Here is a 10,741-nt window from a genome sequence, read left to right on the forward strand (position 1 = left end):
GCTTGAAAAAGCTCGGCTGACACGCGAGAACAGGACGCGTCCCCCGATGTCCTCGCCAAGCTGACCCGCTGCTTCACCGCGCACTTCCCGGAGTTCCGCAAGAACCAGGTCGAGTTGCTCTCGCTCATGGTCCTCGCTCTCCTTGGGGGCAAGGACGTCCGGCATGCTGAACTCGCGGCGCGCTTCCCCGGAAGCGCGCACACCGCCTCCGTCATTCGCCGCATAGAGCGCTTCTTTGACCGTCATCCCATCCAACCGGCCGACGTCGCCCGGGTCGTCTTGACGCTCCTTCCCGCCGCGCAGCCACGCGAATTCATCCTTGACCGGACAAACTGGAAGTACGGACAGACGGACGTGAACGTCTTGCTGCTGGCCGTCATCTGGCGGGGCGTTGCCATCCCCCTGCTCTACGAGCTGCTGCCCCACGGGGGCGGCAGCTCGACGGAGATCCGGCACACCCTTATGGACGATGCCCTCTGCCTGCTGTCCGCAGCGGAGATCCGGGTCCTGTATGCCGACCGCGAATTCGTCGGCTACGACTGGATTCAGGGACTGGCTCACCGTGGGATTCCCATCTGCGTGCGGTTGCGGCGCGACACGCTTCTAGACGACTGGACGGCGCAGGACTGGCTGAGTCGCTTGCAGACCGGCAACGCCGGTCTGCTGGTCGAAGACACAGTGGTCTACGGACAGCTGATGAACGTCGTTTTGACCTATACGCAGGATGGTGAGGCCCTGATCATCGCCAGCAACGCAGGGGCAGTGACCACGATCCAGTCTCGCTATCGGCGGAGGTTCCTGATTGAGTGTCTCTTCAGGGCGTTGAAAAGCAAGGGCTTCCAACTGGAGGGCACACACATGACGCTCCACGATCACGTGGAGCGCCTGCTGTGCCTATTGACGCTGACCTACACGTGGTGCGTGCTCGTCGGGGTCACTCTGGAATGTCCGAAGAAGACACATGGTCGCCGGGCCTGGAGCGTGGTGAAGATGGGTTTGCGGGAACTGGTGCGGTCGTTCAGCCGAGAGTCAGCACGCATGGGCGACTTGATTGACCTGCTGATGCCGTCCCACACGAACTCCCCGGAAAATGTCGGGTACTGAGGCTGAAGCTGGCGCGGGCGGCAAGATGCAATCGAGTCGGTGGAAATGAACCTTTGCATGAGGCGGGGCGTATCAGTTAACAGGAGGCTCCACCATGTCCAACGCTGCGTCTAACACTGCTGTATCCCGTTCCGCCCTATCCCGTTTTGCCCTACCCGCGCTGGTGCTGCCCGGCATGCTGGTGGCCGCCGCGCTGCTGAGCAGTGCCGCGTCTGCACAGACTATGGCTACACCGACGATGACCACCCGGGCCATAACCGACACCATGAAGAAGTCAGGCAGTTACGTGGTGTACACCAAAGCCGCCTTCGACGCCGCCAAAGGCACACAGCGGGTGCTGTTCTTTCACGCGACGTGGTGCCCCAACTGCAAGGCCGCCGACGCCGACATCAAAAAGAATCTGGCGCAGTTGCCCGCAGGCGTGACCATTTTCAAGACCGACTACGACAAGGAACCGGCCCTGAAAAAGCAGTACGGGATCACCTATCAGCATACGTTCGTGCTGGTGGACCCGCAGGGCAAGGCGCTGAAAAAGTGGGCGGGCGGCAACCTGCGCGACATCATCGCCAATACCAAGAAAGCCAACGCCAACTAGGAGCCTGAACCGTGCTGCTGCTGCTGATCGCCTTCGTGGGCGGCGTGCTGACCGTCATCTCACCCTGCGTGCTGCCTGTGCTCCCTGTGTTGCTGTCGGGCACGGTGGGCGGCAGGGCGCGGCCCGCTGGAATCATCGTGGGGTTCGTGGGCAGTTTCGTGGTGCTGACGCTGTTCCTGTCCACGCTGGTATCGGCCCTGAACCTCAGCCCGGACGCCCTGCGCTGGGGCGCAGTGGCCCTGCTGTTCATCTTCGGCCTGACGCTGGCGGTGCCTGCCCTGCAACTGCGTTTTGAGGTACTGGCCGCAAGGGTGATGCCCCAAAACGTCGCCACTGGAAACAGCAAGGGCGGCGACGGCTTCGGCGGTGGCCTGCTGGTAGGCCTGACTTTGGGGCTGGTCTGGACGCCGTGCGTCGGGCCGATTCTGGCAAGTGTGACCACCTTGGCCCTGAGCGGACAGGTCACGGCCTTTGCAGTGGCGATGACGCTGGCGTATGCCCTCGGCGTGGCGCTGCCCATGCTGGCGATCATGCGCGGCGGGCGGGCCATGTTGAAGCGGGTTCCGGCCCTGATGGGCAACCTGAGCCGCATTCAGCAGACGTTCGGGGTGGTGCTGGCCGTGTTCGCGGTGGGCATGGCCTTCGGGTTAGACCGCGCCGCCCAGACCTTTATCGTGGAGCGCGTGCCTTACGTGCAGCGCCTCACTTTCTTGGAAGAAACCGACTCGGTGCGCCAGCAGTTGCAGCAGCAAGCGCCCTGAATCTTCAGACTCCTTCCGGCTCCACCCGTATCCGCGTGTTGTGAAAGGTACTCCCGCCGCCCAGATCCGTCAGCGTCTGGGCGGTGATCGCGTTGATGCTTTCGCCGTCTGGGGCAGACAATCCCCACCAACTGCCTTCCACGACCACCACGCCCGGTTGCGCCGCTTCGGTCACGCGCAGGCGGCGGCGGGTGCTGCCTATTTCGCTGGTCAGGCGGGCATAGTCGCCGTCGTGCAGGCCGTAGGCTTCGGCATCGGCAGGATGAATCAGGGCGTGCGGTTCGCTGCCCTCGGCGCGGGTCAGGTGGGGCAGGTTGCCGTAAGTCGAGTTCAGGAAGTGGTGCGCGGGCGGCGTCAGCAGGCGCAGGGGGAAGTCGGGATTCAGGGCGGCTGCGGGTTCGCGGTGCTGCGGCGCGGGCGAGAGTTGCACCTTGCCGCTGGGTGTTGGTGCGCCGTGCGCGTAGGGCCGCCAGTCTTCGGGCAAATTCAGGTGAACCATGCCTTCCGCCTTCAGCCGCTCTGGGGTAATGCCTGCCAGATGCGGGTGCGGCGTGTCCAGCACCTCTTTCAGCAGGTCGTCTACCGTCCAGTACACGGCGGGTTCAGTGACGCCTAGACGGCGGGCCAACTCGCCAAACACCCAGGTATTGGGGCGGGCCTCGCCGGGAACCTCCAGCGTGGCAGGGTTGTAAGAAAGCCAGTGGTGACCGTAACTGGTGTAGATGTCGGCGTGTTCCATAAAGGTGGTGGCGGGCAGCACGTAGTCGGCATTGCGGGCAGTTTCGGTTATGGCCTGTTCCAGTACCACCACCATCAGGTCGTCTCGCTGCAACCCTGCACGCACGCGGGCGGAATCGGGGGCCACCACCGCCGGGTTGCAGTTGTAGACCACCAGCGCCCCCAATTCGTTCTCGGGGTTGAGGGCGTTCGCCAGTTCGTTCATATTCACTCGGGGCGTTTCCGGCTTCAACAGGTCGGCTCCACCCACCCGCACCCGGTTCAGGGCAAATGCGCCGCCTGTGCTGAGGGTCACGCCGCCGCCGCGCAAGCGCCAGTCTCCGGTCAGAGCTGGAAGCAGGGTCACGGCCCGCAGGTTGGTGCCGCCGAATTCGTGGCGGGTCATGCCGTAGCCCACGCGGATGTAGGTGGGGCGCGTGATGCCGATGGCGCGGGCAAACTCGCGAACTTCCTGCACGCTTAGGCCCGTCACGGTGGCGGTGCGTTCGGGCGTCCATTCGGCGGCGGCCTCCCGCAGTTCGTCTATACCCAGCGTGGCTTCGGATATATAGGCCGCGTCCGTCCAGCCATGAGCAAACAGTTCGTGCATCACGCCCAAGGCCAGCGCCGCGTCGGTGCCGGGTTTCAGTTTCAGGTGTTGGTCTGCGTAGGCCGAGGTGCGGTTGCGGTAGGGGTCGACGTGAATAATCCGCGCCCCGGTCTTCCGCGCCGCCGTCATCTGGGGGGTCAGGTGGCTGTGGGTACTCAGGCTGTTGATGCCCCACAGCACAATGAGTTTGGCGTGCGGCACATCCAGCGGGTCTACGCCGAAGCGCGGGCCGTAGCCCAATGTCCACGCGGCACTTCCGGCAGTGGCGCAGATGGTTTCTTCCAGTTCCGGCGTGCCCAGCGCCCGCCAAAGGGTGTGGGCGTGGGCATTTTCCATCAAGCCCATTGTTCCGGCGTAGTGGTAACGCAGGATAGAGGACGGCCCCCGCGTAGCAAGCAATGTTTGCAGGCGCACCGCGATGGCGTCCAGCGCCTCTTCCCAAGTCACGCGCTCGAAGATCGGATCGGGGTCAGTTTTGGAATTTACGCGCCGTAGAGGATACAGCGGGCGCTCCGGCTGGTTTTGCCGCGCCGGATAATGCACCGTCTTCACACAAGCAAAGCCCCGTGTATAGGGGTGGTCGGCGTCTCCGGTCAGCTTCACGGCCCGCTCCTGTCCGTCCTCGCCGCGTGCCAGCGTAATCCGCAGGCGGCAGGCGTCGGGACAATCCAGCGGGCAAGTCAGCAACACGTCGCGGGTGAGGGCAGCAGCAGCAGCAGCGGTCATGACCTGAGTTTAGCCGCCCCAGCACGGCAGCAAGGTGGGCAGAAGCGACCTTCCGGCCTCTGCTCCTGCCCTGCTGTCAGACTGCGGCCCTGATTACTTCAGAATGCCCCGATCCACGAATGCCGCACGTACGGCCTTGACCTCTGCCGCGCCGTACATTGTTGTGGCCGCCTTGACGGTGGCCTGTGCTGCCGCCGCAAAAGACGTGTCGGGCGCAAAATCGAACTGGGCATTGATGATGATCCGGTCAGCGGTACGTGCCCCCAACGCCTGCCGGATGTCCCACAAGGCCCGCGACCAGATTTCGCCGTCGGCATGAACCTGACCGCGCACATCTTCGGGGTAGTGCTTATTGGTATCCGTCCGGCGAATGCAGTGCGGCGTCGTGGACGTGTAGGACACGCTGTCCCAGTCCATCAGGCAGGGCAGCGGGGCTTTGATGGGTGCGCCGTTGGCTTTGGCGACTGCGTCGGCCACCGTGAGCGCCAGGTAATCCCCGAAGGCTTCCCCGATGCTGCCTGCTTCCAGGCTGGTACCGTAGCCCGGAACTTGCGCGGCGTGCACGGCGTGGCCGTACTCGTGCACGATCACTTCTCCGTCTTCGGCATCGTCTACGCCGCCCTTGCCCAGCCGGATGATGTCGGGTTTGTCGTTCTGATACGAGTTGTCTATGCCGTACTGACTGACCTTGAGCTGCTGCTGGTCGCTGTTGACCGCCTTCAGATCGGAGCCGAAACCCAATGACTGGAGGTACTTCTGGGCTTCCGTGACCCAGAAGTAGGCCATGACCTGCTCGAAGCCGTCCTGATCGCGGGTGAAATTGAAGGGGCCCGTGCCGTACACGGGCGTTCCGGTCTCGCTGACCACCCTGGCGTATTTGCCGCTGAGGTAACCGCTGCCGTCCAGATGGGTGAGGGTCACGTTGTAGTAGGCGCTGGCGGGCACGGCACTCGCGGCGTCTTTGCTGTCGGTCAGGCTCTGGTTGCCCGTGGTCTGCACCGGATTGGGCAAGAAGGCACGGGCGGCGGCGGTGCTTTGCCCGGTAACAGGCTTGCCGTTGCCCCCTTGCGCGGTCAGAGAGCCGGAAACGGGGGAAGAAGGCTGGCCGCAAGCAGCGAGCAATGTGACGGTCAACAGGGCACTCAGGCCCATTCGGTTCATCATAAGTTGCACCTCGGTAGCCACAGAATACACCCGCAATCCGGAATCGCGGCGAAACGGCAAGTGCGGAAGTCTCAGGGTTTCTCTGCTTGCCCAGAACGCAGTTTCCCCGCCCATCATGCTTTTCCCACCACCTACAGGCCACGTCCCGAATGCAGTTCCCAAAAGCTTTTCCGCGTCTCTTTCCCGCCGCGCTAGCGGGATAGACTGCCCCCATGATTGGAAAAACGTACACGACGATGCTGGGTGGCCGCGAACTGAGCATCGAAACAGGCAAGCTTGCCAAGTTGGTCAGCGGCAGCGTGACCCTGCGTTACGGCGACACGATGTTGCTGGTGACGGCGCAGGCCCGCGAAGAAAAGAGTCCGCTGGATTTTCTGCCTCTGACGGTGGAATTTGAAGAAAGGCATTACGCGGTAGGCAAGATTCCCGGATCGTTTCACCGCCGCGAGGGACGCCCCGGCGAGAAGGCGATCTTGGGCGCACGCATCACCGACCGCCAGATTCGGCCCCTGTTTCCCAAGGGTTACCGCCACGAAACGCAGGTCATCATTACAGTCATCAGCGCCGATCAGCAGAACCTGCCCGACGTGCTGGGGCCAATCGGCGCTTCGGCGGCCCTGAGCATCAGCGATATCCCCTGGGGCGGCCCCACCGCCTGCGTGCGCGTGGGCCAGGTCGATGGCCAGTACGTGCTGAACCCCACCGCCGAGCAATTGACGCGCTCTGTGGTGGATCTGGTGGTGGCCGGAACCCGCGACGCCGTGATGATGGTGGAAGCGGGCGCCCAGACCGTCAGCGAAGAACTGCTGGTCGGAGCCATCGAATTTGCCCACGCCGAGATGCAGGGTGTTATTTCGCTGATCGAAACCATGCGGGCCGAACTGGGCCAGGAGAAATTTAACCTGCTGGCCGAAGGCGACCTGACCACCGACCTCGTGCCGGAACTGGCCGTCGCCGCCCGCACCGCTGGCCTGCGCGACGCCCTGCTGACCACCAAGAAAAAGGAGCGCAGCGCCAACCTGAAAGCCCTGCGCGACCGCCTGATTGCCGCCCAGATTCCCGAGGGCGAAGTGGACGGCGCAGAAGCCCGGATTGCCGCCCTCAAAACAGCCTTTGGCAAGGTAGAAAAGCAGGAACTCCGCCGCCTGATCCTGGAAGACGATATGCGGGCCGATGGACGCAACAGCCGCACGGTGCGCCCCATCTGGATCGAAACCCGCAGCCTGCCCCGCGCCCACGGCAGCGCCATCTTTACGCGCGGCGAAACGCAGGTATTGGGCATTGCCACCCTGGGTACCGAGCGCGACAACCTGCTGGTCGACGACCTGACGCTGGAAGACAACGATAAGTTCCTGCTGCACTACAATTTCCCGCCGTACTCCACGGGCGAGGTCAAGCGCATGGGCGGCCAGTCCCGCCGCGAAATCGGGCACGGCAACCTCGCCAAACGGGCTATCCGTGCCGTGCTGCCTACCTTTGAAGAATTTCCGTATGTGATCCGTGTGGTGGGCGAGGTGCTGGAATCCAACGGCAGCAGCAGCATGGCGACCGTATGCGCCGGAACGTTGGCGCTGATGGACGCAGGCGTGCCGCTGAAAGCTCCGGTGGCGGGCGTGGCGATGGGCCTCGTGATGGAAGGCGACAAGTACCGCATCCTGACCGATATTCTGGGTCTGGAAGACGCACTGGGCGACATGGATTTCAAGGTCTGTGGCAGTGAATTCGGCGTTACCGCGCTGCAAATGGACATCAAGGTAGGTGGCATCACCCCCGCGATCATGCGCGAGGCACTGGAGCAGGCCCGCGTCGCCCGCCTTCACATCCTCGGCAAAATGGCCGAAGTGCTGGCCGCGCCCCGCCCCGAACTGGCCCCCACCGCGCCGCGCATCGTGACCATCAAGATCAATCCCGAACTGATCGGCAAAGTGATCGGGCCGGGTGGCAAGCAGATTCGTGAACTGGAAGCCCTGGGCGCACAGATTACGCTGGAAGAAGATGGCACCGTGCGGATTTTCAGTGCCGATGGAGCCGCCGCCGAAGCCGTGAAGGCCCGAATCGAAGGCCTGACCCGCACCGCCAAGATCGGGGAAGAATTTGAAGGCACTGTCGTCAAAACCGCTGCTTTCGGGGCCTTCATCAATCTGTTCCCTGGTCAGGACGGCATGCTGCACATCAGCCAGATGTCCGAGGAGCGCGTAAATGCCGTGGAAGACGTGCTGAACGTGGGCGATAAGCTGCGCGTGAAGATCGTGAATGTGGATGACCGGGGCAAAATAGACCTCGTGCGCCCCGAACTGGAAGGCAAAATTGCCCCCCGTGCGCCGCGTGAAGCCCGTCCGGGTGGTGACCGGGGTGGACGTCCTCCTCGCCGTGACTGAGAACAGTCAGCAGTAGGCAATCAGCATGGGCACAGGGGCACAGAGAACCTAAAACTCTCTGTGCCCCTGTGCTGTTCTGTCTCTCCTGCCCACTTGCCAGCCGCCGTTACCTTACAATCCTTGCCATGCGCCCCGCCTACCTTACCGCCGCCCGGAACCTGCAACTGGGGCGCGAATGGGCTGTAGAAGGCGACCAACCCCGCGCCCTCGAAGCCTACGAAGACGCCCTGACCATCCTGTGTGCACTGCCGCCAGAGCGCACGCGGGATGTGCTGCTGGCACACACGCATCTGGCTTTTTTTCAAACGCTGGCGCTGGCGGGGGCAGATGCGGGGCAGCACCATTTGCATCTGGGCGTCAGCTACGCCCGCAGTACCCGTGATCCTTTGGCCCGCGCCATTGCAGAGGAATGCCTGAGTGGGCTGGATGTGGTGCTATAGGAACGTGCAAACTTAAAGCGATCAGAGAAAAGCCAAGCGGGCCAATCTACATCTAGAGATTGGCCCGCTTAATTGAGGTTGAAAACTCCGGCTTTACTGGGCAGGCGGCACGATCTGTACCGTCGTTTTCCTGTCCTTCTTGCTGTACAGGCATTGCAGACCCGCTGAACCCACCGGGCGCACGCTGGCATTCTTGCCGTGAATGGCGATCAGGACAGGTGCGCCCGCCAACCAGCCACCTTCCGGGTTAGGCTGGGCAGACGCGACCCATTCGCGGGAGTCGGCCTCGACCTCAACGTGCAGGGTCTCACCAGCGGCTAGAGGGCTGCTTTGCTCGATCAGGCTTTTCAGCGGCACATTTTGGCCCTGCAAACTCACATTCAGCGTGTCGGCCTCTTCCAGTTGCTCCTTACATTCTTCCAAGAACATATATTTGCTGATGCCATTGGTGGTGTAATCGCTGGCCAGCGGATTGGTGCGGACAGCCACAGCCACGACGAAGCTGAGGAGGGCCACGCTGAGAAGAATCGCCACCCACAGCACGGCGCGGCCTGCACGTCCCCCACTGGGGCCAGAACGGTCGGAGAAAGCATTGCTCATATCGTCCCAGCATAACGCGCCGGATGCGGGCAAACGTGTTACCAATCGGACGTTTCTTTCAGAATTCCGTCCACGCTGATCCGGTCTAAGGCGGCCCGCACGCTTTCCCCCGTTTCGGGATGGCGGCGGAGCGGGTCTAGGTCGGCCAGCGGAGCCAGCACGAAGGCCCGCTGCCAGGCGCGGGGATGCGGCAGGGTGAGGGCGGGCGTATCAATGACGAGTTCTCCGTACAAGATCAAATCCAAATCCAGAATCCGGGCTTCCCAGCGTTCGCGGCGTTCGCGTCCAGCACGGGTTTCTAGGTTATGCAAGGCCGCCAACAGATCTGGGGCAGACAGCCTGGTGCGGAGGCTTAGGGCTGCATTCAGGTAGTCGGGTTGACCGCGTGGGCCACCCATAGGTGCGGTGCGGTATAGGGCCGAGACACCCGTGACGGTTCCCAGCTTCGCCAACTCTTGGCGCGCCCACTGCAACGTCGTCCGGGGTTCGCCCAAATTTGCGCCGAGGGCAATCCAAGCTGTGTTGGCAACCTGAACAGCCATACAGGTTATCCGGACTGCTCTTGTTGCAGCGTCAACTCGGCGTACACGTCGCGGAACACGCCGGGAATGGGGGCAAAGGGCTTGTGCACCCGCACTGTCACGCTCTCCAGGCGCGGCTGGTCGCGCAGCACGCGGCGGGCCACCCGGTCGGCCACCACTTCTATCAGTTGCCAGCGCTGCTCGGTCACTTCCTGCCGAATCGCGTCGTACACCGCAGCGTAATTCACGGCGGCATTCAGTTGATCGGGCAGGCCCGCAAACGGGTAATGCAGTTCGGCGTCGATCACGAAGCGCGCGCCCAACACCGCTTCCGTATCGTACACGCCATGCCGCGCATGAAATTCCAGTCCTTCCAACACCACACGGCTCATGCCCGGAGTTTAGCCCAGTCTGTCCTGTGCTGCTTGACCTAGGGCTGCTTGCACCCGTAGCGCCTGAACATGATCGGCCACCGCATGTACGCGCACCAACGCGGCCCCCTGCCGCGCCGCGTGCAGATGCAGGGCCAACGAACCGGGATCGCGGTGGGCGGGGTCTGGCACACCCGCCAGCGTGTCGATCATGCGTTTGCGGCTGGCCCCTACCAACAGCGGATGCCCCAAAGCTGACAGATCGGCGGTGGCCCGCAGCAAGCTCAGGTTGTGTTCCAGCGTTTTGCCGAAGCCCAGGCCGGGGTCAAGCAACACAGAGGGCACGCCCGCTGCCAACACTTCTTCCGCACGCTCCTGCAAAAAGGCCTGCACCTCGGCCACCACATCCAAATAAGTGGGCCGCTGCTGCATGGTTCGCGGCTCGCCCTGCATGTGCATCAGGGCGGCGGGCACTCCGGCGTCGGCACAGACTTGCCGCATGGCCGGGTCGCGCAGGGCAGTCACATCGTTGATCAGGTGTGCGCCCGCCCGCAGCACGGCCTCGGCCACCTCCGCCTTCATGGTGTCTACGCTAGTCAGAATCCCCTCGGAGGCCAACGCACGAATCACCGGTAAAACTCGGTCTAATTCCTCGGCAGCAGAGACAGCCACAGCACCGGGGCGGGTGCTTTGGCCTCCTACATCGATCATCAGTGCGCCTGCACCATGCATCGCACGCGCCGCCGCTACCGCT

The 10,741-nt window shown here is 63.2% G+C and carries 11 protein-coding genes (1 of these 11 running past the window's edge); 5 read left to right on the forward strand and 6 right to left on the reverse strand.

Translation table 11 applies throughout. From position 1 onward, the window contains the following. The first annotated feature begins 126 nt into the window (after positions 1 to 126). The 3 genes from M1R55_RS04450 to M1R55_RS04460 all read left to right on the forward strand — a co-directional run bounded on the left by M1R55_RS04450 (position 127) and on the right by M1R55_RS04460 (position 2,460). Entirely contained in the window at positions 127 to 1,104 is a 978-nt protein-coding gene (locus tag M1R55_RS04450) for an IS4 family transposase (RefSeq protein ID WP_249393519.1), read from the forward strand. A gap of 94 nt (positions 1,105 to 1,198) precedes the next feature. Continuing rightward, positions 1,199 to 1,699, forward strand: a complete 501-nt coding sequence (locus tag M1R55_RS04455; RefSeq protein ID WP_249393520.1) for a thioredoxin family protein — start codon at positions 1,199 to 1,201, stop codon at positions 1,697 to 1,699. An 11-nt stretch (positions 1,700 to 1,710) separates the two neighbouring features. Beyond that, a complete protein-coding gene (locus M1R55_RS04460) occupies positions 1,711 to 2,460 on the forward strand; it encodes a cytochrome c biogenesis CcdA family protein (protein WP_249393521.1) in 750 nt (249 codons plus the stop codon). 4 nt (positions 2,461 to 2,464) lie between these two features. On the opposite strand, the gene M1R55_RS04465 is transcribed toward M1R55_RS04460, so the two are convergent. Together M1R55_RS04465 and M1R55_RS04470 are read right to left on the reverse strand one after the other, a co-directional pair. Continuing rightward, positions 2,465 to 4,513 (reverse strand): molybdopterin oxidoreductase family protein, encoded by a 2,049-nt coding sequence (locus M1R55_RS04465; RefSeq protein ID WP_249393522.1) that lies wholly within the window; start codon positions 4,511 to 4,513, stop codon positions 2,465 to 2,467. Between the two features lie 93 nt (positions 4,514 to 4,606). Next, positions 4,607 to 5,677, reverse strand: a complete 1,071-nt coding sequence (locus M1R55_RS04470) for a M4 family metallopeptidase (RefSeq protein WP_249393523.1) — start codon at positions 5,675 to 5,677, stop codon at positions 4,607 to 4,609. 212 nt (positions 5,678 to 5,889) lie between these two features. Between M1R55_RS04470 and pnp the strand changes: the two genes are divergently transcribed. Both pnp and M1R55_RS04480 read left to right on the forward strand, forming a co-directional pair. Further along, positions 5,890 to 8,055, forward strand: a complete 2,166-nt coding sequence (gene pnp, locus M1R55_RS04475; protein WP_249393524.1) for a polyribonucleotide nucleotidyltransferase — start codon at positions 5,890 to 5,892, stop codon at positions 8,053 to 8,055. Positions 8,056 to 8,180: 125 nt separating this feature from the next. Further along, entirely contained in the window at positions 8,181 to 8,495 is a 315-nt protein-coding gene (locus tag M1R55_RS04480) for a hypothetical protein (protein ID WP_249393525.1), read from the forward strand. Positions 8,496 to 8,588: 93 nt separating this feature from the next. On the opposite strand, the gene M1R55_RS04485 is transcribed toward M1R55_RS04480, so the two are convergent. The 4 genes in view from M1R55_RS04485 to folP are tightly spaced (at most 38 nt apart) and all read right to left on the reverse strand, a layout consistent with a single transcriptional unit that may run on beyond the window. Continuing rightward, positions 8,589 to 9,095, reverse strand: a complete 507-nt coding sequence (locus M1R55_RS04485; RefSeq protein ID WP_249393526.1) for a hypothetical protein — start codon at positions 9,093 to 9,095, stop codon at positions 8,589 to 8,591. A 38-nt stretch (positions 9,096 to 9,133) separates the two neighbouring features. Then, positions 9,134 to 9,637: a 2-amino-4-hydroxy-6-hydroxymethyldihydropteridine diphosphokinase gene (gene folK, locus M1R55_RS04490; RefSeq protein WP_249393527.1), complete on the reverse strand. Its 504-nt coding sequence runs from the start codon at positions 9,635 to 9,637 to the stop codon at positions 9,134 to 9,136. Positions 9,638 to 9,642: 5 nt separating this feature from the next. Then, complete coding sequence (gene folB / locus M1R55_RS04495; RefSeq protein ID WP_249393528.1) at positions 9,643 to 10,008, reverse strand: dihydroneopterin aldolase; 366 nt, start codon at positions 10,006 to 10,008, stop codon at positions 9,643 to 9,645. Between the two features lie 9 nt (positions 10,009 to 10,017). Beyond that, a protein-coding gene (folP, locus tag M1R55_RS04500) for a dihydropteroate synthase (protein WP_249394128.1) crosses the window boundary here: on the reverse strand, positions 10,018 to 10,741 show its 3' portion. It continues 170 nt past the right edge of the window; the window shows 724 of its 894 coding nt (coding positions 171-894); the start codon falls outside the window, past its right edge; the stop codon is at positions 10,018 to 10,020.

This window comes from Deinococcus sp. QL22 (genome assembly GCF_023370075.1).
In the GTDB taxonomy this organism is placed as follows: domain Bacteria; phylum Deinococcota; class Deinococci; order Deinococcales; family Deinococcaceae; genus Deinococcus.

Bases quoted from the DNA above. Each gene is read 5' to 3' on its own strand.
- M1R55_RS04455 (WP_249393520.1), top strand. From the start codon at position 1,199: ATGTCCAACGCTGCGTCTAACACTGCTGTATCCCGTTCCGCCCTATCC.
- M1R55_RS04480 (WP_249393525.1), top strand. From the start codon at position 8,181: ATGCGCCCCGCCTACCTTACCGCCGCCCGGAACCTGCAACTGGGGCGC.
- M1R55_RS04485 (WP_249393526.1), bottom strand. From the start codon at position 9,095: ATGAGCAATGCTTTCTCCGACCGTTCTGGCCCCAGTGGGGGACGTGCA.
- folK (WP_249393527.1), bottom strand. From the start codon at position 9,637: ATGGCTGTTCAGGTTGCCAACACAGCTTGGATTGCCCTCGGCGCAAAT.
- pnp (WP_249393524.1), top strand. From the start codon at position 5,890: ATGATTGGAAAAACGTACACGACGATGCTGGGTGGCCGCGAACTGAGC.
- M1R55_RS04470 (WP_249393523.1), bottom strand. From the start codon at position 5,677: ATGATGAACCGAATGGGCCTGAGTGCCCTGTTGACCGTCACATTGCTC.
- M1R55_RS04450 (WP_249393519.1), top strand. From the start codon at position 127: ATGGTCCTCGCTCTCCTTGGGGGCAAGGACGTCCGGCATGCTGAACTC.
- M1R55_RS04465 (WP_249393522.1), bottom strand. From the start codon at position 4,513: ATGACCGCTGCTGCTGCTGCTGCCCTCACCCGCGACGTGTTGCTGACT.
- folB (WP_249393528.1), bottom strand. From the start codon at position 10,008: ATGAGCCGTGTGGTGTTGGAAGGACTGGAATTTCATGCGCGGCATGGC.